This window comes from Enterobacter cloacae complex sp. 372C4, assembly GCF_050030615.1.
GTDB lineage: Bacteria > Pseudomonadota > Gammaproteobacteria > Enterobacterales > Enterobacteriaceae > Enterobacter > Enterobacter intestinihominis.
This window is the reverse complement of the sequence record NZ_JBLGUQ010000001.1, coordinates 2,160,358-2,181,975: the sequence shown is the minus strand read 5'-3', so window position 1 is coordinate 2,181,975 and position 21,618 is coordinate 2,160,358. Positions and strand designations below refer to the sequence as shown.

The window sequence follows — 21,618 nt, the reverse complement described above, 5'->3', positions numbered from 1 at the left end:
CTTTTTCGCCCGGCTGACTACTCCTCATCATCACCATCAGCGTGGGAACGGATAAGCGCCATAAACTCTTTACCAAAGCGCTCCAGTTTGCGCGTGCCGACGCCGTTGACGCTGAGCATCTCGCTGGCGCTGAGTGGCATTTGCTCGGCCATCTCGATCAGCGTCGCGTCATTGAACACCACGTATGGCGGGATGTTCTCTTCATCGGCAATGGCTTTACGCAGCTTGCGCAGCTTGGCGAACAGCTTGCGATCGTAGTTGCCGCCGTAGGATTTCTGCATCACGCGCGGCTTCAGGGCGACGACGCGCGGAACGGCGAGCTTCAGTTCAACCTCACCGCGCAGGACCGGTCGCGCCGCTTCGGTAAGCTGAAGCGCAGAGTGCTGAGCAATATTTTGCGTGGCAAAGCCGAGATGGATCAGTTGGCGGATGATGCTTACCCAGTGCTCGTGGCTCTGGTCTTTCCCGATGCCGTAAACCGGCAGCTTGTCGTGCCCCATGTCGCGGATACGCTGGTTGTTAGCCCCACGCAGCACTTCGACGACGTAGCCCATCCCAAAGCGCTGGTTCACGCGTCCGATAGTCGAGAGCGCTTTGCGCGCGTCCATCAGACCGTCGTACTGCTTCGGCGGGTCGAGGCAGATATCGCAGTTGCCGCACGGCGCCTGTCGCCCTTCACCAAAGTAGTTGAGCAGCACCAGACGGCGGCAGGTTTGCGCTTCGGCGAAGGCACCCATCGCGTTAAGCTTGTGGCGTTCGATATCCTGCAACTGCCCCTGCGGTTTCTCCTCGAGACAGCGGCGCAGCCACGCCATATCCGCCGGATCGTAAAACAGCATCGCTTCCGCAGGCAGGCCATCACGCCCGGCGCGGCCGGTTTCCTGATAGTAGGATTCGATATTGCGCGGGATATCAAAGTGCACCACAAAGCGCACGTTAGGCTTGTTGATCCCCATCCCGAACGCCACCGTTGCGACCACGATTTGCAGGTCGTCGCGCTGGAATTTTTCCTGTACGTCGGCGCGGATGTGGTTTTCTAACCCGGCATGGTATGCCGCCGCGCTAAAGCCGCGATTTTGCAGACGCGCAGCGGTGTCTTCCACCTTCGCGCGGCTGTTGCAGTAGATGATGCCGGACTTGCCGCGCTGCTCCTGCACGTAGCGCAGGAGCTGATCCAGCGGCTTGAATTTTTCCATCAGCATATAGCGGATGTTCGGCCGGTCGAAGCTGCTGACCTGAATATAGGGGTCTTTCAGCCCCAGCAGGCGAACGATATCCTGACGCGTGGTGTCATCCGCCGTGGCGGTAAGCGCCATAAACGGCAGCTCAGGGAAGCGCTGACGCAGCTGGCCGAGGGCGGCATATTCCGGGCGGAAATCGTGCCCCCACTGGGAGATACAGTGCGCTTCATCCACCGCCAGCAGCACCGGGTTCCAGTGCGCCAGGTGGTCGAGGAAGTTGTCCAGCATCAGGCGCTCTGGCGCGATATACAGCAGGCGGATCTGCCCGGTGCGGCACCCGGCCATCACCTCTTGCTGCTGCTCGCGGGTTTGCGTCGAGTTAAGACAGGCCGCCGCCACGCCGTTGGCAAGCAGCTGGTCGACCTGGTCTTTCATCAGGGAAATAAGGGGGGAGACCACAACCGTCAGGCCATTAAGTACCAGCGCGGGCACCTGATAGCAGAGCGATTTTCCGCCGCCGGTCGGCATGACCACCAGGCAATCGCGGCCTTCCAGCACGGTTTCAATGATGGTTTCCTGGCCAGGACGGAACTGCTGGTAGCCAAAGGTTTCATGCAAAACCTGTTTAGCCAGCGATTCCTGATTCAATACTTCCGCCTGCGCCACGTTAACCCCATATGCCAGAAATGAAACAGGCGCTATTTTCAGCGCCTGAGAGAGAAACTTCAACGTTTAACGCAAAAACATTCGAGCAGCTTAGAAAATATCGTTCAGCATGACGCCCACACCAACGCGGGTCTGGTTGAAGTTATAGTCGATCAGCGATTCGCCATAACCGCTATACACCTGGGTATAGAGACGAACGTGTTTCGTCACCGGGTAGCTCAGGCCCAACTCTGCGCCGCCGTAGCCGGTATTCCAGTTGTACTGCCCTTTGGCGCTCAGCACCGCGTCACCCAGCTGATAGCCCACTTTAAGCTGATAATAGCCCATGTATTTGGTGATATCAGGATTGTCATCGGTGCTGCCCACCACGTACCACGGCTTCACTTCCACCATGAAATTGCCGTTCTGCGCCATCAGACGCGTATAAACGCGATTCCAGCTGCGTGAGGTTGGGTCGGAACGACCGTTGGAATCGTGGTTATAGCCCACCTCCACGTCGCGCAGCGTCCAGCCTGCAAACTCATAATCAGTGGCGAAACCGAGGAACAGCTGCGGTTCATAGTTGGTTTCGCGGAACGGTGAAGATTCCCCGCTGTTGGAGAGCTGCCACCATGACTTCTGCGTGTAAGATGCACCAAGCACCGAGTTCGGCCCCAGGATGCCGCGCCATAACGGGAAGGCCAGGCTGAGCTGGAACTTCACCTCATCTTTACGCGCATTGTCAGACCAGTTATAGGAACTTATCGCCTCTTTGTTGAGATCGCTGGTCTGGGTATAGATCACGTAGTTTGTGTCATAGGGGTAGAGCGTGAACGGATTGTCATGCTCCTGAAGCATATTGGCGATGATGCTGCCCTGCACGGCAGGTTTATCATGCACTTCTTTGATCGTCGCTTCCTGCGCATATGCTGTGAGGGGCAGCGCAACCGCCGCCAGTAACCAACCCAGATACGTCCGCATCGGTGGTGTTCTCCTGAAATTGTGACATTTAATGAATAGTTTTGTCCGGGCATTCTACAGACTTCTGCGATAACTTCCGCTTCCTCGTTTCTTAAAGTGGCATTCCTTTATCCTGAAGCATAAAATCAACATTTTGTTAACAACAAGGATGCCACGTCAGATGTCAGCCACACTCACCGCCGAAGAAACCTTAAAGCTCGTGGGCGAGATTTTTGTGTACCACATGCCATTCAACCGTGCACTGGGTCTTGAGCTGGAGCGATACGAAAAAGACTTCGCTCAGCTGAGTTTCAATAATCAGCCAATGATGGTCGGTAACTGGGCACAAAGCATTTTGCACGGCGGGGTGATTGCCTCTGCGCTGGACGTGGCGGCCGGTCTGGTGTGCGTGGGCAGCACGCTGACGCGCCATGACACCATCAACGAAGATGAGTTACGCCAGCGCCTCTCGCGCATGGGAACCATCGATTTACGTGTCGACTATCTGCGTCCGGGACGCGGAAACCGCTTCACCTGCACCAGCAGCCTGCTGCGCGCCGGGAATAAAGTTGCCGTCGCCCGCGTTGAGCTGCATAACGAGGAGCAGGTTTATATCGCCAGCGCAACCGCCACTTATATGGTGGGTTGAGACGGCAAATTCGGGTAAAATTACTTCACTTTTTTGTAACGGATTTTCCCGATGGATGCTAAACAGACGCGGCAGGGCGTTTTACTCGCTCTTGCCGCTTATTTTATTTGGGGTATCGCGCCGGCGTACTTCAAGCTTATCGCCTATGTCCCGGCGGACGAGATCCTCACTCACCGCGTCATCTGGTCGTTTTTCTTTATGATTGCGCTGATGAGCATCAGCCGTCAGTGGTCAGGCGTCAAAACGCTACTGAAAACCCCGAAGAAGGTCTTCCTGCTTGCCCTCTCTGCGGTGCTGATTGGCGGAAACTGGCTGCTGTTTATCTGGGCGGTGAATAACCATCACATGCTCGAAGCCAGCCTGGGGTACTTCATTAACCCGCTGGTGAACATCGTGCTGGGGATGATTTTCCTCGGCGAACGTTTCCGCCGGATGCAGTGGGTGGCGGTGATTCTGGCCCTCTGCGGCGTGCTGGTGCAGCTGTGGACCTTCGGTTCACTGCCGGTTATCGCCCTGGGGCTGGCGTTCAGCTTTGCCTTCTACGGCCTGGTGCGTAAAAAAATCGCCGTGGAAGCGCAGACGGGAATGCTGTTTGAAACCCTGTGGCTGCTGCCTGTCGCGGCGATCTACCTGTTCGGTATTGCCGACAGCGCCACCAGCCACATGGGCAGCAACCCATGGTCGCTGAACCTGATGCTGATGGCGGCGGGCGTGGTCACGACGATTCCCCTGCTGTGCTTCACCGGCGCGGCAACGCGTCTGCGTCTCTCGACGCTTGGCTTCTTCCAGTACATCGGCCCGACGCTGATGTTCCTGCTGGCGGTGGTGTTTTACGGCGAGGTGCCGGGTGCGGATAAGATGGTGACGTTTGCCTTTATCTGGGTGGCGCTGGCGATTTTCGTTGCGGATGCAATTTATACCCAGCGCAGGACTCGCAGAGGAATTTAGGTGCTTTGTAGGGCGGGTAAGCGCAGCGCCACCCGCCTGATTTTTACAACCAGTTCTTCCGCTTGAAGTACAGGTACGGCGCCAGCCCGGCGAGGATCATAAAGATAATCGCCCCCGGGTAGCCAAAGCTCCACTTCAGCTCCGGCATAAACTCAAAGTTCATCCCGTAGCTGGATGCCACCAGCGTCGGCGGCAGGAACACCACGGAAACCACCGAGAAGATCTTGATGATGCGGTTCTGCTCGATGTTGATAAAGCCCATTGCCGCCTGCATCAGGAAGTTGACCTTCTGGAACAGGGATTCGTTGTGCGGCAGCAGGGATTCGATATCGCGTAAGATCTCACGCGCCTGCTCCAGCTGACCGCCCGGCAGACGCGCCTTGCGCACCAGGAAGTTCAGCGCGCGCTGGGTATCCATCAGACACAAACGCACCTTCCAGCCGATATCTTCCAGCTCTGCAAGCGTGGACAACGCTTCGTCGTACTCATCGCCCTGATGGCCTTCCATGATCACGCGGCTCAGCTTTTCCAGGTCGCTGTAGATGTTTTCGATTTCATCCGCCAGCTGTTCGATTTTGGTTTCGAACAGATCCAGCAGCAGCTCATAGGCGTTACCGTCCATCATCGCCTGGCTGCGGGCGCGCATGCGGTAGAGACGAAACGCAGGCAGTTCGCGCTCGCGCAGGGTGAACAGGCGGCCATCGCGGATGGTGAACGCCACAGTGGAGTTCCCCGCGTGGTCTTCGGCATCTTCGAAGAAGAAGAAGGAGTGAATGTGCAGGCCGTCTTCGTCTTCAAAAAAACGGGCGGATGCTTCGATGTCTTCCAGTTCCGGGCGTGTCGCCAGGCTTTGCCCCAGTTCAGATTGTACGCGAAGGCGCTCATCGTCGTCCGGCTCGACCAGATCCACCCATACGGCATCAATGAGGGGCTGTGACTCTTCGGCTTCAAGCCGAGTCAGTCGGTTATTTTCGAGTTGAAATGCGCTCAACATGACCGGGACTCCCAATGCAAAAAATATCGGACAGTTCGGTGGGCACACAGAAACAAATTGGGTTTCAGACCATTAAACAGCCTGACTCAGCGCGACGGGAATGATGCAGTCGCTGACAACCACTAAGGCCATCAGCAAGAGGAGATAGCCTTAGGAGTTGTTCCTGGATGACAGGGAATTGAGCCAGTATCTACTGGGTGTGTCCAAGGCGAATGTCCTCTTAGCGTAATCGTGCGCGCATGTTACGCCAGCAATAACTGTGGCGTCAACACGCAACGGAACGCTGAAGGGCATTAATTGACCTTCAACGTATAAGGCTAGCAGATTATTACAAAATAGTGATATTTTTCTGAAAGTTACACACTTTCCAGCTTGGCATAGGCTGCCACCAGCCATTTGATCCCCTGCCCCTGGAACGCGACCTGCAAACGGCTGTGCTCGCCGCTGCCTTCCAGATTGACGATGGTGCCTTCGCCAAACTTCGAGTGGCGCACGCGCTGGCCCAGCTTGTAACCGGTATCGGTTTCCGAGATTGGCGAGCCCATACGCTGATGACTGACCGGACGGCTGATGCTGGCGCGCAGGCGCACCTCTTCCACACACTCTTCCGGCAGTTCGCCGATAAAGCGCGACGGACGGTGATACACCTCTTTCCCGTACAGGCGGCGGGTTTCCGCGTAGGTCAGGGTCAGTTTCTGCATCGCACGGGTCACGCCCACGTAGGCCAGACGACGCTCCTCTTCCAGACGCCCGCCTTCATCCAGCGACATCTGGCTCGGGAACATCCCCTCTTCCATCCCGACGATGAACACCTGCGGGAACTCCAGACCTTTCGCGGAGTGCAGGGTCATCAGCTGAACCGCATCCTGCCAGGTATCGGCCTGCCCTTCACCCGCCTCCAGTGCGGCGTGAGAGAGGAATGCCTGCAACGGCATCAGGTCTTCGTCTTCTTCGTTGTAGCTGAACTGGCGCGTTGCCGTCACCAGTTCCTCTAAGTTCTCAATACGGGTCTGGCCCTTCTCGCCTTTTTCCTGCTCGTACATGGTGCGCAGGCCGGAATCTTTGATCACCCGGTCAGTCTGGACGTGCAGCGGCATGTCGGCCGTTTCCTGCGCCAGCGCGTCGATTAACTCCAGGAAGCGCTGCAATGCGCTGGCGGCGCGCCCGGCGAGTGCTTTTTCCTGTAACAGCTCGCGGCATGCCTGCCATAGCGTGAGCTGACGATCGCGCGAGGCCTGACGCACCACGTCCAGCGTACGATCGCCGATGCCACGCGTCGGTGTGTTCACCACGCGCTCAAATGCCGCATCGTCGTTACGGTTGGCAATCAGACGCAAATACGAGAGCGCATCTTTGATCTCCTGACGTTCGAAGAAGCGCATACCGCCATAAATGCGGTACGGCATGCTCACCTGTAACAGCGCCTCTTCCAGCACGCGCGACTGGGCGTTGCTGCGATAGAGAATGGCACACTGCTCCAGCGCACCGCCGTTCTCCTGCCAGGTTTTAATGCGGTTCACCACGAAGCGGGCTTCGTCGAGCTCGTTGAAGGCGCAGTAAATCGAAATCGGTTCGCCGTCGACGCCATCGGTCCACAGCTTTTTACCCAGGCGCCCGTTGTTGTTCTCAATCAGGGCGTTGGCCGCGCTCAGTATGTTGCTGGTAGAACGGTAGTTCTGCTCCAGACGGATGGTTTGCGCGCCGGGGAAATCGTTGAGAAAGCGCTGGATGTTCTCCACCTGCGCGCCGCGCCAGCCGTAGATAGACTGGTCGTCATCGCCCACGATCATCACCTTGCCGGTATCTCCGGCCAGCAGGCGGATCCACGCGTACTGAATGTTGTTGGTATCCTGGAATTCGTCCACCAAAATGTTGGTGAAGCGTTCACGGTAGTGTTGCAGGATATGTGGTTTGTTGAGCCACAGCTCGTGGGCGCGCAGCAGCAGTTCGGCGAAATCCACCAGACCGGCGCGATCGCACGCTTCCTGATAGGCCTTGTAGACGTTCTGCCAGGTCTGCTCAACCGGGTTACCGAAGCTTTGAATGTGGTGCGGACGCAGCCCTTCGTCTTTCTGACCGTTGATGTACCACATCGCCTGACGCGGCGGCCACTGCTTCTCGTCGAGGTTCATCGCCTTGATCAGACGTTTCAGTAAGCGCAGCTGGTCTTCGCTGTCGAGGATCTGGAAATCCTGCGGCAGGTTAGCGTCCATATGGTGCGCGCGCAGCAGACGATGCGCCAGGCCGTGGAAGGTGCCAACCCACATGCCGCCCTGGCTGGTGCCCATTAGCTGTGCGATACGGTGGCGCATCTCCGCCGCCGCCTTGTTGGTGAACGTCACGGCCATAATCGAGTACGGCGAGCAGTTCTCCACGCTCTGTAGCCAGGCGATACGGTGAACCAGCACGCGCGTCTTACCACTGCCCGCTCCAGCCAGTACCAGCAGGTTTGTACGCGAGGCGGCAACCGCGTCACGCTGTTTGTCATTAAGGCTGTCGAGCAGGTAAGAAACGTCCATTGGCACCGTCACGTCATGTCGGGCGGGCAAATGTTTCCATTCGCCAAAACCCTGTTAATTTATACAGAACAATTGATGATTATATCAGCGTCGTGAGGGATGCCAACCGTGAAATTTCCACGTGCGGCAGAAGACGGCTATCCGGGGTAGTCATCAGATCGGCATTTTCCGGCTTGATCCAGCAGGCCTGCATGCCGCAGCGGATCGCCCCGGCGACGTCCGTGGTCAGGTCGTCGCCCACGTGCAGGATCTCACCGAGCGGCAAATCCAGTTTTTCCGCCGCCAGATGATACATATCGTTGAACGGCTTCGAGCGTCCGTGCGGGCCCGCGCGCAGCACGAACTGAAAATAGTTCCCCAGACCAAACAGTTCAGGCTGAGCGTTGCCGTTAGTGATGGCGACCAGCGGCCACTTTTCGGCGAGCTTCACCAGCGTGTCGTGGGTCTCCTGCGGCACATCGATGCGACTGCGCCATTTGGCGAAGTTTTCCATGGCCGCTTCAGCACCCATGGCCGCGTCCTGCGCGCTCAGGCCGGCATTGAGCATCGCCTGCTCAACCGCACGGCGGCGCCATTCGGTCACGTCATGGTAAATTTCCGGCTCGGTTTCCCGCAGGGACTGACGCAGCTTCTGGAACTCTTTGTTCTGGATCGCTTTCAGCGCAGGATGGTAGTTTTGCACAAACGCCAGCGACTCCTGCTCGGTACGCAGGATCACTGGGCGGTTGTCGTAAAGGGTGTCATCAAGATCAAACGTCAGGGCTGAGATCTGACCGAGTGGGCGGTAAAAACGCATTATTTCCCCCGTTTGGCGCGTGGATGCGCCGCGTCATACACCGAGGCAAGGTGTTGGAAGTCTAAGTGGGTATAGATTTGGGTGGTCGACAGATTCGCGTGACCAAGCAGCTCCTGTACGCCGCGCAGGTCGCCGCTTGATTCCAGCATGTGCGTCGCAAAAGAGTGGCGCAGCTTATGCGGGTGAACGTGGCTGTTCAGCCCCTGCTTAATGCCCCACTCCGCAAAGCGCTTCTGCACGTTACGCGCCGAGATCCGCTTGCCGAGCTTCGACAGGAACAGCGCATCCTCTTCCGCGCCAAACAGACCGCGCAGATCCAGCCAGTGCTCAATCCAGGAAACCGCATTGCGGCCGATCGGCAGGCGGCGCTCTTTGCTGCCTTTGCCCATCACCCACACTTCGCCAGATTCCAGATCGAGGTGCTTTAAGTCAAGGTTCACCAGCTCAGAGAGACGCAGGCCCGCGCCGTACATCACCTCCAGCATCGCGCGGTCGCGCACGGCCAGCGGATCGTTAAGATCGATATCCAGCAGGCGGTTTACGTCGTCGACGTCGATATTTTTCGGCAGATGACGCGGGGCCTTTGGCGTGGCGATCCCTTTTGCCGGATTGGCTTTCAGACCGCCCTGGCTGACCAGCCAGTCGAAGAAACTGCGCAGGGCAGAGAGCCGGAGCGCCAGGCTCGCCGGGCTTAAGTTTTTTTTACGGCTACGCACAACGAAGCCGCGAACCGTGGCGGCGTCACATTGTTGCCAGCTTTTCAGGCCGATTTCATCGGCAATCTGCATGATGGCATCAAGCTGACGCTGATAGTTGAGCAGCGTAATAGGGCTAAGCTGGCGTTCTACGCCAAGATAGCGCAGAAAACGGGTGACGTCAGTGGCGAGCAGTCCGTCCGTCATACGCGCTCAATCCAGCGCTCCAGCAGCTCAGGCAGCATCAGGGCGATCTCCTGCAACAGTTGCGTGCCCTGCCCCTGTTCATAGTGATGCGCGTCGCGGCTGGTAAATAACATCACGCCCAGGTCACCATCGCGCCCCATCAGCGACATCGCCACCGAGCCGATAGCTTTGGCTTCCGGCAGCACCACCAGCAGTTCTGGCCCGTTAAGCGGCCCCAGATAGTGGTGCTCATGGCCCAGACGCTGAATGCGCAGCGGTTCAAACGCCTGACGGCTCAGCGCCAGATGGGTAAACCCGGACGGCGCGCCAATGCGCCAGCGGTCGGGAAAGAGACGGATCGTCGCGCCTGCCAGCCCCAGCTCGCGCGCCCAGCGGTGGAAGCGGTTGAGGAACTCTTCGAGACTGTGCGCGGAAGCCAGACGCGCCTGAAGGTGCAGAAGACGATAGAACAGGCTTTCGTTATTGCTGGCCTGCTCCATCAGCAGCGTCATGTTCTCTTCGAGCTGATTGATGTGGTTGCGCGAGCGCGCCATGTGCCATTCAACCAGCGACACGGTCTCGCGAACCGGATGCGGCACGCGCATCCTTTCGACGACGCGTGCATTGCGGATAAAAAACTCAGGATTGTGCAGCAGGTAATCCACAACAGCGCTGTCATCCAGCTCCGTTACAGGTTCCCGCAGTTCTTCCCCTGGTTGCTTCATAGATGGATAAACCCGTCATAAACATGTGTCGCCGGGCCAGTCATGTACAGTGGATGACCCGCTCCTTTCCAGGCGATATCAAGACGCCCGCCCGGTAATTCCACGCGAACCTCTTCCGCCAGTAACCCCTGTGAGATACCGACGGCCACCGCCGCACAGGCACCGCTTCCGCAGGCCTGGGTTTCGCCCGCGCCGCGCTCGTAAACCCGCAGGCGAATGTGTTCACGATTCACCACCTGCATGAAACCGATGTTCGCCCGCTCCGGGAAGCGCTCGTGGCTTTCCAGCACCGGGCCGAGCGTTTCAACCGCCGCGGTTTGCACATCATCTACCTGAATCACGCAGTGCGGGTTACCCATCGAGACGACGCCGCACAATACTGTCTGCTCGGCGGCACGCATAATATAGGTCTTTTCCGCTTTGTTGGCGCGAAACGGCACGGCAGCGGGTTCGAAGTTCGGCTCGCCCATGTTCACGCGCACCAGTTCGTCGTCGGTGACGCTGAGCACCATCCGGCCGTTGGCGGTGCTGACGCGGATATCGCGCTTGTTGGTCAGCCCTTTCAGCCGAACAAAGCGGGCAAAACAGCGCGCGCCGTTGCCGCACTGGGAAACTTCGCTGCCGTCGGCGTTAAAAATGCGATAGTGGAAGTCCAGGTCAGGATCGTAAGGCGGCTCCACCACCAGCAGCTGGTCAAAACCCACGCCCACGTGCCGATCCGCCAGACGACGGATCAGTTCCGGGGAGAAAAAGACATTCTGCGTTACCGCGTCGACGACCATAAAGTCGTTGCCAAGGCCATGCATTTTAGAGAACTGCATCATTTGCTCCATTGCGCGGGTACAGAACGTAATCGTCAGAGATTGACCTGAGTCGGGCCGCCGTTATTGCCGCGATCGTTGGTATCCGGCGTAGATGACTCGATACCACTTTGCACCGGTTTCGTCGGCGGTGGTGCGTTTTTATCCTCTGGCGGGAAGTACAGTGGTCCCTTCAGTCCACAGCCGGTCAGGCTAAACAGAGTGACAAGAACGACAAGCGTTCGAAAGACGTTTTTCATGTAGAGGTTGCCCGTAAGTTCAAATCTGTTTCTATCATCGCAGGAGAAGACACAAAAGCAAGAGTTTGCCGCTTTCCTGCAACGGGAATTATTTAGCGTTATACTGCCGCCATCACGAAAAACAGGAATAAAACCATGAACGACAGTGAATTTCATCGCCTTGCCGATACCCTGTGGATGACCATCGAAGAGCGTATCGACGAGTGGGACGGCGACAGCGATATCGATTGTGAAATCAACGGCGGGATCCTGACCTTAAGCTTCGAAAACGGCAGCAAGATTATTATTAACCGTCAGGAGCCGCTTCACCAGGTGTGGCTGGCGGCGAAACAGGGCGGCTATCACTTTGATCTAAAAGGTGACGAGTGGATCTGCGACCGCAGCGGCGAAACGTTCTGGGATCTGCTGGAGCAGGCGGCGACGGCGCAGGCGGGTGAGAACGTGAGTTTCAGGTAGTTTTGTTGCCCGGTGGCGGCTACGCCTTACCGGGCCTACAACGGCTCGAACCATAGTCCGGGTAAGCGTGAGCGCCAACCGCAACAGCAGCTCGGACCGTAGGCCGGGTAAGCGTGAGCGCCAACCGCAACAGCGGCTCGGACCGTAGGCCGGGTAAGCGTTAGCGACAACCGCAACAGCGGCTCGAACCATAGGCCGGGTAAGCGTTAGCGCCACCCGGCAACAGCAGCTCGGACCGTAGGCCGGGTAAGCGTTAGCGCCACCCGGCGAAAAGGGTCAGGAGAAATACTGCTGCAACAGCGGCGCAGTTTCCTGGTTAGCGGGCACCGCAGGGGTAATCGCCTGCGTACGGAACGGGATCACCTGCGCTCGTCCATCCACATTCACAATCTGGTAGAACTGCGGCAGGTTGAAGTTGATAAAACTTGAGCCGTAGGTAAAGCGATCGTGCGAGGATGAATAGAACCGGCTGACGTCGCGCACCAGCTCCTCTTTGCTGCCTTCACAGTGGTGATACACCTCGGCACGGTTGGTTTCATCCAGAATGTAGATATTAAACCCGGCGTTATCGCCCGACTCCTCGAAGAAGAACTGAATAATCCCTTCACTCGCAAAGCCATCCACCACCTGCGGCAGCTTAACGTGGTTGGTTTCCACCTGAACCGACAGGCCATGCAGTTTGTTGTGTGAAATCGCGCCGTAGAATTCAATGGCGTTCTCCAGCTTCTGCACCGACACGTTCAGGCGCTCAAAGAACAGCCCCCAGGTCTGGCCGGAGACGCGCAGCGCTTTAAAGCGTCCGGTTTCATTCCGGGTGCTGGAAAGACGCAATTCGATGCACTCAGACACCAGCTGCTGCACGCGGGTACGAATCAGGCCGCGAAGGTGCTGGCTGTAGCAGAACACCTCTACGCTGTCCGGCGGCGCGGCGTCCTGATGCATCTTGCCGAGGATCGTTTTCAGCGCCTCGATCATCGCCTGCTCGCCGTTAAAGTGCAGGGTACGCACTTCGTTCCACGAGTTGCGGTACAGCAGATCCACGCTGCCCACCAGGCAGTTTTGCTGCTCACCGAAGCTAAAGACGTCAAGCTTACGGAAGTCAAAGTGAACCACCTGATTGCGGAAGGCCGCCGTCGGGTCGTATTCCAGGTTGACGATGATCGCCAGATGGCGAATCTCACACGGGCTGTAGAGCGCTTTTGGCGTCGGCGCAGGCAGACGCAGTGGGAAGTGGTGCGAGACATCCGCCACCATCTCCTGCAATTTGGCTAAATCGACCACCTCGTTGCCCTTGATAAACAACCGGGTGCGTGAGGTGAGAAGGCCGTTAAACCAGGCCCAGGCCACCAGCTTGTTAAGGTAGCGGTTATACTCCAGCGGCTGATGGCTGATGATCGAATCCATGCTTGGCGCACGGTTGTACAGATACCACCCGGTGCGGTTTGCGCGGCCCGGCGGCACGTAGATAAAGGTCAGATTCGGTTCAGACAGGTCAGGCGAAATCTGTGGGTTCACCAGCGTTACCTTGCCCGGCAACGCTTCAAACGCGGCGTACAGTTTACGGGTCAGCACCCCGATATCCTGTGGGCTGGCAGAAACGCTAAGGTTGTTACGGCGGGCAAAGCGGATCAGGTTGCGGTAGCTCTGCATCATCGCATCAAGCAGCTCGTTGTGCGCCTCGCGCACCTGATCGATTTTCCAGTTGGCGCGGTTGTCGAGCATGGCGAGACGCGCTTCGTCCCATCCCCACTCTTTGACTAACTGGCTGACCACTTCACGGCGCCAGCCAACGCAGGCGCGCTCGCGGCTCAGTTTTTCACAGACTTTGAGATAGAAACATCGACGCACCAGGTCAAGACGCGTGGCGTCATCAATGGCAGTCAGGTATTCGGTGACGCGTTCCAGCATCATGCAGTAGGCATCAAGCCCGTAGGAGACGATCTCCCCGTCGTGCAGACGCTGCTTAATATCTTTCGCCAGCAGACGCGGCGTGGGGTATTCCCAGGAGTAGGCTTCCAGCAGCAGGGTTTTCAGCACCGCTTTGTACGGTGAATCAATGCTCTTATAGAGCTGCCAGAGGCTTGCACCAAAGTATTCTTCGGCGGACAGGGAGCTCAGACCGCCCAGATCCAGCCACTCGTTTGGCGTCAGTACGCCCTGCGAGTAAAGCGACATGACGTAGTCGTCATAATTCTCTTCTTCATCGCACGGCACCATATTCCACAGAATACGTTTTCCGGCCAGGCGAACCGCAGTACGGTAAAACTCATCCAGCAACAGAATGTGCTGAGTCGAGCCGCAGTCTTCACCACCCAGACTGCCGCTTTCGTTATGGCGGAAACGGTTTTCATCAATCAGGAAGAAGCTCACTTCCACGCCGAGCGACGCCGCCCAGCTCTCCAGCAGACTGCATTTACGCTGCAACAGCTGGCGCTCTTCATTGTCGAGCCAGGACTGATGGCAGACCCAGATATCCAGGTCAGAAGAACAACTTTGCCCAACCGATGACGTGCTGCCCATGGAGTAAACCCCGGTAATCGGCAGCTCGCCTTTCGGCGAAACCTGCGGCGGCATACCACGGTAAAGCTCAAGTTCAGTCAGATAGTGCTGTTGGGTTTCATCAGGCGTGAAGAGGCAAATGCCCTGGGGAACGTTACCATCGAGGTAACCCGGCATTAGCGGATGGTGATAGTGCAACAATGTCGGCAGTAGACTGTATACCTGCTGGAAAGCAGGGCCCATGGCAGCAAGCGCGCGATCCACACGCAATTGATTGATGGCATCCAGTCTCTGTTTCAGAGTCTCAATATAGAGGTACAAGACGTATCGCCTGATGTTTCCGGGTGTCGCACGCCAGTCAAAACAGAACAAGCAGCGGACCCGCAGTATTTCAAAAAATAACCGTTACCCTTTTTCGCCTTGTTGTTTTCTGGTGGTACAGACGAAAAAATGGTCTAAAACGTGATCAATTTAACACCTTGCCGGTTGACCGTAAAGAAAGATGCGCTACATACAAGTGTAGCACCGTTCTGTACGTGTAAATTCCTGAATACGGCGGTGGCTGACGCGAACGCCGCCCTGTCCCTCTCACTCTTCATCAACCGTAAAACTGCCATCCGAGTGTCAACAATGTTAGGATGGTTAGCGATTGATAATGACGGTAACAAGCATGTTAGACAATGTTTTGAGAATTGCCACACGCCAAAGTCCTCTTGCGCTCTGGCAGGCACATTATGTTAAGCAGCGCCTGGAAGCCTGCCACACCGGATTACGCGTTGAGCTGGTGCCAATGGTCACGCGTGGCGATGTCATTCTTGATACGCCGCTGGCCAAAGTGGGCGGAAAGGGTCTGTTTGTCAAAGAGCTGGAACTGGCATTGCTTGAGAACCGCGCCGATATCGCCGTGCATTCGATGAAAGACGTGCCCGTTGAGTTCCCGGAAGGGCTGGGGCTGGTGACCATCTGCGAGCGCGAGGATCCGCGCGATGCGTTTGTCTCTAATCGCTATGACTCGCTTGATGCGTTGCCGGCAGGCAGCGTGGTCGGCACGTCAAGTTTACGCCGCCAGTGTCAGCTGGCTGAACGTCGCCCGGATCTGGTGATTCGCTCGCTGCGTGGGAACGTCGGCACACGCCTTGGCAAGCTGGATAACGGCGACTACGATGCCATTATTCTTGCGGTTGCGGGCCTGAAACGCCTGGGGCTGGAAGAACGTATTCGCGTGGCGTTGCCGCCGGAGCTGTCGCTGCCCGCCGTCGGCCAGGGTGCCGTCGGCATTGAGTGTCGTCTGGATGATGCGCGTACTCAGGCACTGCTCGCGCCGCTGAATCATGACGATACCGCCGTTCGCGTAAAAGCCGAGCGCGCGATGAATACTCGCCTCGAAGGAGGCTGTCAGGTGCCAATTGGCAGCTATGCTGAATTAACTGACGGTGAGCTGTGGCTGCGTGCGCTGGTTGGCGCGCCGGACGGCTCGCAGATGGTTCGCGGTGAACGTCGCGGCAAGCCGCAGGATGCCGAGGCGCTTGGCGTATCGCTGGCGGAAGAGCTGCTGAATAACGGCGCGCGTGAAATTCTGGCTGAGGTCTATAACGGAGAGCCCCCTGCATGAGCATACTTGTCACCCGCCCTTCTCCCGCAGGAGAGCAGTTAGTGAGCCGTCTGCGCGCACTGGGGCAGGTGGCCTGGAGTTTTCCGTTGATTGAATTCTCCCCCGGTCGCGAGCTGCCTACGCTCGCTGACCAGATGCGTGCCTTGCAGGAAGGTGATCTGCTCTTTGCGATATCGCAGCATGCCGTGGAATTTGCCCATGCGCAGCTACAACAGCAGGGCGTTAACTGGCCCCACGCACCCCGCTATTTCGCCATCGGGCGCACCACGGCGCTGGCCTTACATACCGCGAGCGGAATCGATGTTCGTTACCCGTTAGATCGGGAAATCAGCGAAGTCTTGCTACAATTACCTGAATTACAAACTATTGCCGGAAAGCGTGCGCTCATTTTGCGCGGCAACGGTGGCCGCGAACTGCTGGGCGAGACGCTGCGCGAACGCGGCGCAGACGTGACGTTTGTGGAGTGCTATCAGCGCTGTGCGAAACACTATGATGGCGCGGAAGAAGCCATGCGCTGGCACGCGCGCGGCATTAATACGCTGGTGGTTACCAGCGGTGAAATGTTACAACAGCTTTGGTCGCTGATTCCGCTTTGGTATCGCGAAAACTGGTTACTCCGCTGTCGGCTTCTGGTCGTCAGCGAGCGTCTGGCGAACCACGCCCGGGAACTGGGCTGGCAGGATATTCGGATCGCTGATAACGCCGACAACGATGCGCTGCTGCGCGCATTACAATAACTCTCAAATGGGAAGCCATAATGACGGAACACGAAAAATCCTCCGCCGTGGTTGAAGAGACCAGGGAGACTGTGGACACCACGTCACAGCCAGAGACGACAGACAAAACCGTTGAGAAGAAAAACGGCAGCAATAAAACCAGCCTCACGCTGAGCGTGATTGCCATCGCGATTGCGCTGGCCGCAGGCGTGGGTCTCTACGGACTGGTGAAGAAACAAGGCACCAACCAGACGGCCACCAGCGACGCGCTGGTTAACCAAATCACCGCCCTACAGAAAGCGCAGGAGACGCAAAAAGCTGAGCTGGAAGGCGTGATCAAACAGCAGGCTGCCGCCCTCGCCGACGCGAACAGCAAACGTGAAGAGTTGACCAAACAGCTGAGCGAAGTGCAGGAGAAAGTCGCCACGATTTCGGGAACCGATGCCAAAACCTGGCTGCTCTCACAGGCCGATTTTCTGGTGAAGCTGGCCGGGCGCAAGCTCTGGAGCGATCAGGATGTCACCACCGCCGCCGCGCTGCTGAAAAGCGCCGACGCAAGCCTGGCCGATATGAACGATCCGAGCCTCATCAACGCACGCCGCGCTATTACGGAAGATATCGCCAGCCTGTCTGCGGTTTCTCAGGTCGACTATGACGGTATCATCCTTAAGGTAAATCAGCTCTCCAACCAGATTGATAACCTTCAGCTGGCCGATAACAACGACGATGACTCTCCAATGGATTCCGACGGCACCGAGCTGTCCAGCTCCCTGAGCGAATGGCGTATCAACCTGCAAAAGAGCTGGCAGAACTTTATGGACAGCTTTATTACCATTCGCCGCCGCGATGAAACTGCCGTGCCGCTGCTGGCACCGAACCAGGATGTCTATCTGCGCGAAAACATTCGCTCCCGCCTGCTGGTGGCTGCCCAGGCCGTACCACGTCACCAGGAAGAGACCTACAAACAGGCGCTGGATAACGTTTCAACCTGGGTACGTGCTTACTACGATACCAATGACGCAACCACGACCGCGTTCCTGGAGGATATCGACAAGCTGAGCCAGCAAAACATCACCATGAACGTGCCGGACAAGCTGGAAAGCCAGCCGATTCTGGAGAAGATCATGCAGACGCGCGTGCGTAACCTGCTGGCCCAGCCGGGCGTTCCGGCAGAGCGCCCGGCTGAAGCACCTGCCGCCGCGCCAGCGCCTGAAAGCGCGCCGCAAGGAGAGTGATGATGCTAAAAGTCTTCTTACTCTTCATCCTGCTGATCGCCGGAATTGTACTGGGGCCGATGCTCGCGGGTCACCAGGGTTACGTATTGATCCAGACCGATAACTACAACGTCGAAACCAGCGTGACAGGGCTGGTGATCATCCTGATCCTGGGTGTGGTCGTCCTGCTGGCAGTGGAATGGATCCTGCGTCGGATTTTCCGTACCGGCGTTCACACGCGCGGCTGGTTCGTTGGCCGTAAGCGCCGTCGCGCCCGTAAGCAGACCGAGCAAGCGTTGCTGAAGCTGGCCGAAGGCGACTATCAGCAGGTTGAAAAGCTGATGTCGAAAAATGCCGACCATGCAGAACAGCCGGTTGTTAACTATCTGCTGGCCGCTGAGGCGGCGCAACAGCGAGGCGATGAGGCCCGCGCCAATCAGCATCTTGAACGCGCATCTGAGCTCTCAACTAAGGATCCGATTCCGGTTGAGATCACCCGCGTTCGTCTGCAACTGGCGCGCAATGAAAACCATGCCGCACGTCACGGCGTTGACCGTCTGCTGGAAATCACCCCTCGTCATCCGGAAGTGCTGCGTCTTGCGGAGCAGGCATACATTCGGACCGGTGCCTGGGGTTCGCTGCTGGACATTATCCCTTCCATGGCGAAAGCCGACGTGGGCGATGATGAACATCGTGATGAACTTCAGCGTCTGGCCTGGATTGGCCTGATGGATCAGGCGCGCGCCGATCTTGGCAGCGACGGCCTGAAAACCTGGTGGAAAAACCAGAGCCGCAAAACGCGCCAGCAGGTTCCCCTTCAGGTGGCGATGGCAGAACATCTGATTGAGTGTGACGACCATGACACCGCGCAGGAGATCCTTCTCGACGGTCTCAAGCGACAGTATGATGACCGCCTGGTGATGGTCATCCCGCGTCTGAAAACCAACAATCCGGAACAAATAGAAAAAGCATTGCGCCAGCAGATCAAAACCGTGGGCGATCGTCCGCTGCTGTGGAGTACGCTGGGCCAGTCTTTGATGAAACACGGCGAGTGGCAGGAGGCGAGTCTCGCCTTCCGCGCAGCGCTGAAGCAACGCCCGGACGCATTTGATTACGCCTGGCTTGCTGATTCGCTGGACAAGCAGCACAAGCCGGAAGAGGCCGCAGCCATGCGGCGTGATGGGCTTCTGCTTACGCTACACAATAACGGAACGCAGCAGTAATTATCCAGGAGGCCAGATGGCCTCCTTTTTTGTACCCATAAAAAAACGCCTGCTATAAAAGCAGGCGTTAAAACAGGTCTGTAAGACAACATATTTGGTGCTTCACTCAACGTTATGTCCATGGTGTTTGATGAGGCCGAAGCGACATCTGTCAGTGGACGATAAGCACCGTAAACGGCTCTGCGTCATTCCTGAGTTTATGAGGCCGTAGGGCGAACATAAGAGATGGAATGAGCATCTACACGCATATTATTGCATGTAATGTGCCAGGTTTACACGCATAACTTTTACATCGCGCAACATTTTAAGATAAAAGGAAATTATGTTGTTAAGAGCCGCCTTACGCCATACAAACTCGCGCTAAGGGCGGCAATCTGTCGTCACCAGGAGACAGGTTAAGAGAGAAAATAATAAATTCTTTATTATTAAAGGCTTATATGTCGCTGAATCGCGACAAGGATATAGAGTGTTGTCGGGGAATGGCTACAGGATGAAAAAGCGCAGAAAACAAAAAACCCCGCCGAAGCGGGGTTCAAAATTGGTCGGCGAGAGAGGATTCGAACCTCCGACCCACTGGTCCCAAACCAGTTGCGCTACCAAGCTGCGCTACTCGCCGATGTACTGCTTTTTTGAATTTTTAGTTCAACTCATTAAAAGTCGTGGTGCGAGGGGGGGGACTTGAACCCCCACGTCCGTAAGAACACTAACACCTGAAGCTAGCGCGTCTACCAATTCCGCCACCTTCGCAATTCACAACTCTTTCAATAATGGGGTGGCTAATGGGATTCGAACCCACGACAACTGGAATCACAATCCAGGGCTCTACCAACTGAGCTATAGCCACCACTGTATTCTTTCACGCGGTTCTGACTACTTCTCAGACCACCGCAGCTCTAGCGCCGGGACTAAAATGGCGCGCCCGACAGGATTCGAACCTGAGACCTCTGCCTCCGGAGGGCAGCGCTCTATCCAGCTGAGCTACGGGCGCTTAGCGCCGTTGCGGGGCTGGATATTACGTACCTCCGACCCCGCTGTCTAGTGCTTTTTTGAAAAAAATGCGCGTTTGGTTATGGTTTGCACATTTTGCCGCTTATTCCTCCACTTTATGGGCGGAGCCACGGCGACCCAGGCCAAAAAGTTTATATGCAGCTGTGACGGCAGCCAGGAAGATCATCCCGACAAACAGCGACATGCGGGTATCTTCATTAAAGTACATTCCAATTAATACGCAAATCAGGAACGCCATCGTCAAATAGTTCGCATACGGGAACAGAATGGAACGGAATGGATGGCTGGCGATCGCTTCTTTGTGCGCCTGTCGGAAACGCAGCTGGCTAATCAAAATGACAAACCACGGTACCATCCCCGGCAGCACGCTGGCGCTATAAACATAAACAAACACGCGCTGCGGATTCGGGATGATGTAGTTCAGGCAAGAGCCAATCAGCAGAATCACAATCGACACCGCTACGCCCGCCACCGGTACACCCACGCAGGAGACTTTACCCATCACCGCCGGCAGCTGTTTGTTTTGCGAGAGCGCGTAAAGCATACGCCCACAGCTGTACATTCCGCTGTTACAGCCGGAGAGCGCCGCCGTCAGCACCACAAAGTTGATAATGGCGGCTGCCGCCGTGATGCCAATCTTAGCGAAGGTTAAGACAAACGGGCTGCCGGTGGTGCCGATCTCGTTCCATGGGAAAATGGTCACGATAACGAAGATCGCGCCCACATAGAAAATCAGGATACGCCACAGCACCTTGCCTACCGCGCTACGCAGCGTGACCTGTGGGTTTTTCGCCTCACCAGCGGTAATGCCGATCAGCTCAACGCCCTGATAGGAGGCGACAACGATACAGAGTGCCGTCAGAAAGCCCTTCCAGCCGCCCGCAAAGAAGCCGCCGTGCCCGGTCAGGTTACCAAAACCGATAGCGTGCCCGCCGTTACCGAAGCCAAAGAAGATGACCCCAAGGCCAACGACAATCATCACGATGATGGTGGTGACTTTGATCATCGCAAACCAGAACTCGATTTCGCCGTAAAGACGAACGGCGGCAAGGTTCGCCAGCGCCACCAGCCCTACGGCAATAAGCGCGGGTATCCACTGGGCCATCTCCGGGAACCAGAACTGCACGTAGACCCCGATGGCGGTGATCTCCGAAATCCCCACGGCCATCCACATAAACCAGTACGACCAGGCCGTGAGATAACCAAAGAACGGGCTCATATACCGGTGGGCGTAAACGGCGAAAGAGCCCGTCACCGGCTCCAGAAACAGCATTTCGCCCATTGAGCGCATGATGAAGAAGACGAACAGTCCGGCAATAATATACGCCAGCAGGACGGAAGGCCCCGCCCACTTCAGCGTGCTTGCCGAGCCCATAAACAGGCCAACGCCGATAGTCCCGCCCAGCGCGATCAGTTCAATATGTCGAGCTTCCAGCCCACGCTGAAGCTCCGGTTTTTTCTCTGCCATAATTCCTCGGTTGTGTTTGCTGTTTCCCGACTTGTTGCCGGGTATTGTTTTGAGGGGTACTGAA

General features: G+C 56.9%; 19 protein-coding genes and 4 tRNA genes. 7 read left to right on the top strand and 16 right to left on the bottom strand.

Annotated elements, in window-relative coordinates:
- Positions 1-17 precede the first annotated feature (17 nt).
- Positions 18-1,847 (bottom strand): ATP-dependent DNA helicase RecQ, encoded by a 1,830-nt coding sequence (gene recQ / locus ACQG11_RS10515; RefSeq protein WP_032626543.1) that lies wholly within the window; start codon positions 1,845-1,847, stop codon positions 18-20.
- Between the two features lie 90 nt (positions 1,848-1,937).
- Entirely contained in the window at positions 1,938-2,807 is an 870-nt protein-coding gene (pldA, locus tag ACQG11_RS10510) for a phospholipase A (protein ID WP_022646666.1), read from the bottom strand.
- Positions 2,808-2,967: 160 nt separating this feature from the next.
- Here pldA and yigI point away from each other — a divergent pair, with 160 nt between their 5' ends.
- Positions 2,968-3,435: an acyl-CoA thioesterase YigI gene (gene yigI, locus ACQG11_RS10505; protein ID WP_006812366.1), complete on the top strand. Its 468-nt coding sequence runs from the start codon at positions 2,968-2,970 to the stop codon at positions 3,433-3,435.
- A 51-nt stretch (positions 3,436-3,486) separates the two neighbouring features.
- Complete coding sequence (gene rarD / locus ACQG11_RS10500; protein ID WP_023299047.1) at positions 3,487-4,383, top strand: EamA family transporter RarD; 897 nt, start codon at positions 3,487-3,489, stop codon at positions 4,381-4,383.
- A gap of 43 nt (positions 4,384-4,426) precedes the next feature.
- Here rarD and corA read toward each other — a convergent pair whose 3' ends face one another.
- From corA to lptM, 8 genes are all read right to left on the bottom strand, one after another.
- A complete protein-coding gene (gene corA, locus ACQG11_RS10495) occupies positions 4,427-5,377 on the bottom strand; it encodes a magnesium/cobalt transporter CorA (RefSeq protein WP_003860807.1) in 951 nt (316 codons plus the stop codon).
- Positions 5,378-5,527: 150 nt separating this feature from the next.
- Positions 5,528-5,584: a YsgD/CorL family protein gene (gene ysgD, locus ACQG11_RS10490; protein ID WP_212743980.1), complete on the bottom strand. Its 57-nt coding sequence runs from the start codon at positions 5,582-5,584 to the stop codon at positions 5,528-5,530.
- 149 nt (positions 5,585-5,733) lie between these two features.
- Positions 5,734-7,896, bottom strand: a complete 2,163-nt coding sequence (gene uvrD, locus ACQG11_RS10485; RefSeq protein ID WP_017383586.1) for a DNA helicase II — start codon at positions 7,894-7,896, stop codon at positions 5,734-5,736.
- A gap of 79 nt (positions 7,897-7,975) precedes the next feature.
- On the bottom strand, positions 7,976-8,692 hold the full coding sequence (gene yigB / locus ACQG11_RS10480) for a 5-amino-6-(5-phospho-D-ribitylamino)uracil phosphatase YigB (RefSeq protein ID WP_426728355.1): 717 nt from the start codon (positions 8,690-8,692) through the stop codon (positions 7,976-7,978).
- Positions 8,692-9,594: a tyrosine recombinase XerC gene (xerC, locus tag ACQG11_RS10475; RefSeq protein WP_022646663.1), complete on the bottom strand. Its 903-nt coding sequence runs from the start codon at positions 9,592-9,594 to the stop codon at positions 8,692-8,694. Before xerC ends, yigB begins: the two co-directional genes overlap by 1 nt.
- Positions 9,591-10,298, bottom strand: coding sequence for a DUF484 domain-containing protein (locus ACQG11_RS10470; RefSeq protein ID WP_023295731.1), 708 nt, complete (start codon positions 10,296-10,298; stop codon positions 9,591-9,593). The genes xerC and ACQG11_RS10470 overlap by 4 nt, the downstream gene beginning before the upstream one ends.
- Positions 10,295-11,119, bottom strand: coding sequence for a diaminopimelate epimerase (gene dapF / locus ACQG11_RS10465; RefSeq protein WP_426728888.1), 825 nt, complete (start codon positions 11,117-11,119; stop codon positions 10,295-10,297). Before dapF ends, ACQG11_RS10470 begins: the two co-directional genes overlap by 4 nt.
- A 35-nt stretch (positions 11,120-11,154) precedes the next feature.
- Positions 11,155-11,358, bottom strand: coding sequence for an LPS translocon maturation chaperone LptM (gene lptM, locus ACQG11_RS10460; protein WP_003860815.1), 204 nt, complete (start codon positions 11,356-11,358; stop codon positions 11,155-11,157).
- Positions 11,359-11,493: 135 nt separating this feature from the next.
- Between lptM and cyaY the strand changes: the two genes are divergently transcribed.
- On the top strand, positions 11,494-11,814 hold the full coding sequence (gene cyaY / locus ACQG11_RS10455; RefSeq protein ID WP_032626549.1) for an iron donor protein CyaY: 321 nt from the start codon (positions 11,494-11,496) through the stop codon (positions 11,812-11,814).
- 276 nt (positions 11,815-12,090) lie between these two features.
- On the opposite strand, the gene cyaA is transcribed toward cyaY, so the two are convergent.
- Complete coding sequence (gene cyaA / locus ACQG11_RS10450) at positions 12,091-14,634, bottom strand: class I adenylate cyclase (protein WP_022646660.1); 2,544 nt, start codon at positions 14,632-14,634, stop codon at positions 12,091-12,093.
- Between the two features lie 349 nt (positions 14,635-14,983).
- On the opposite strand from cyaA, the gene hemC reads away from it, so the two are divergent.
- The 4 genes from hemC to hemY are packed head-to-tail and all read left to right on the top strand — an operon-like array spanning position 14,984 to position 19,078.
- Positions 14,984-15,925: a hydroxymethylbilane synthase gene (gene hemC, locus ACQG11_RS10445; RefSeq protein ID WP_023305227.1), complete on the top strand. Its 942-nt coding sequence runs from the start codon at positions 14,984-14,986 to the stop codon at positions 15,923-15,925.
- On the top strand, positions 15,922-16,662 hold the full coding sequence (gene hemD / locus ACQG11_RS10440; RefSeq protein ID WP_426728354.1) for a uroporphyrinogen-III synthase: 741 nt from the start codon (positions 15,922-15,924) through the stop codon (positions 16,660-16,662). Before hemC ends, hemD begins: the two co-directional genes overlap by 4 nt.
- Positions 16,663-16,682: 20 nt before the next feature.
- The gene (gene hemX / locus ACQG11_RS10435; RefSeq protein ID WP_022646657.1) at positions 16,683-17,876 is read left to right on the top strand and encodes a uroporphyrinogen-III C-methyltransferase; all 1,194 of its coding nucleotides are present in this window, start codon (positions 16,683-16,685) and stop codon (positions 17,874-17,876) included.
- 2 nt (positions 17,877-17,878) lie between these two features.
- Positions 17,879-19,078, top strand: coding sequence for a protoheme IX biogenesis protein HemY (gene hemY, locus ACQG11_RS10430; RefSeq protein WP_032622057.1), 1,200 nt, complete (start codon positions 17,879-17,881; stop codon positions 19,076-19,078).
- Positions 19,079-19,617: 539 nt separating this feature from the next.
- On the opposite strand, the gene ACQG11_RS10425 is transcribed toward hemY, so the two are convergent.
- The 5 genes from ACQG11_RS10425 to thrP all read right to left on the bottom strand — a co-directional run bounded on the left by ACQG11_RS10425 (position 19,618) and on the right by thrP (position 21,554).
- A tRNA-Pro gene (locus tag ACQG11_RS10425) sits at positions 19,618-19,694 on the bottom strand.
- Positions 19,695-19,738: 44 nt separating this feature from the next.
- A tRNA-Leu gene (locus ACQG11_RS10420) sits at positions 19,739-19,825 on the bottom strand.
- A 21-nt stretch (positions 19,826-19,846) separates the two neighbouring features.
- Positions 19,847-19,922, bottom strand: a tRNA-His gene (locus tag ACQG11_RS10415).
- A gap of 67 nt (positions 19,923-19,989) precedes the next feature.
- A tRNA-Arg gene (locus ACQG11_RS10410) sits at positions 19,990-20,066 on the bottom strand.
- 102 nt (positions 20,067-20,168) lie between these two features.
- Positions 20,169-21,554 carry a bifunctional threonine/serine APC transporter ThrP gene (thrP, locus tag ACQG11_RS10405; RefSeq protein ID WP_417930217.1) on the bottom strand — a complete coding sequence of 462 codons (1,386 nt, stop codon included), beginning with the start codon at positions 21,552-21,554 and terminating at the stop codon, positions 20,169-20,171.
- Positions 21,555-21,618 lie beyond the last annotated feature (64 nt).

Excerpts from the sequence above, each read along its gene's own strand:
- ACQG11_RS10470 (WP_023295731.1), bottom strand. The coding sequence starts at position 10,298 with ATGAAGCAACCAGGGGAAGAACTGCGGGAACCTGTAACGGAGCTGGAT.
- cyaY (WP_032626549.1), top strand. The coding sequence starts at position 11,494 with ATGAACGACAGTGAATTTCATCGCCTTGCCGATACCCTGTGGATGACC.
- pldA (WP_022646666.1), bottom strand. The coding sequence starts at position 2,807 with ATGCGGACGTATCTGGGTTGGTTACTGGCGGCGGTTGCGCTGCCCCTC.
- hemD (WP_426728354.1), top strand. The coding sequence starts at position 15,922 with ATGAGCATACTTGTCACCCGCCCTTCTCCCGCAGGAGAGCAGTTAGTG.
- hemY (WP_032622057.1), top strand. The coding sequence starts at position 17,879 with ATGCTAAAAGTCTTCTTACTCTTCATCCTGCTGATCGCCGGAATTGTA.
- lptM (WP_003860815.1), bottom strand. The coding sequence starts at position 11,358 with ATGAAAAACGTCTTTCGAACGCTTGTCGTTCTTGTCACTCTGTTTAGC.
- rarD (WP_023299047.1), top strand. The coding sequence starts at position 3,487 with ATGGATGCTAAACAGACGCGGCAGGGCGTTTTACTCGCTCTTGCCGCT.
- dapF (WP_426728888.1), bottom strand. The coding sequence starts at position 11,119 with ATGCAGTTCTCTAAAATGCATGGCCTTGGCAACGACTTTATGGTCGTC.
- hemX (WP_022646657.1), top strand. The coding sequence starts at position 16,683 with ATGACGGAACACGAAAAATCCTCCGCCGTGGTTGAAGAGACCAGGGAG.
- yigI (WP_006812366.1), top strand. The coding sequence starts at position 2,968 with ATGTCAGCCACACTCACCGCCGAAGAAACCTTAAAGCTCGTGGGCGAG.
- xerC (WP_022646663.1), bottom strand. The coding sequence starts at position 9,594 with ATGACGGACGGACTGCTCGCCACTGACGTCACCCGTTTTCTGCGCTAT.
- thrP (WP_417930217.1), bottom strand. The coding sequence starts at position 21,554 with ATGGCAGAGAAAAAACCGGAGCTTCAGCGTGGGCTGGAAGCTCGACAT.
- corA (WP_003860807.1), bottom strand. The coding sequence starts at position 5,377 with ATGTTGAGCGCATTTCAACTCGAAAATAACCGACTGACTCGGCTTGAA.
- uvrD (WP_017383586.1), bottom strand. The coding sequence starts at position 7,896 with ATGGACGTTTCTTACCTGCTCGACAGCCTTAATGACAAACAGCGTGAC.
- yigB (WP_426728355.1), bottom strand. The coding sequence starts at position 8,692 with ATGCGTTTTTACCGCCCACTCGGTCAGATCTCAGCCCTGACGTTTGAT.
- hemC (WP_023305227.1), top strand. The coding sequence starts at position 14,984 with ATGTTAGACAATGTTTTGAGAATTGCCACACGCCAAAGTCCTCTTGCG.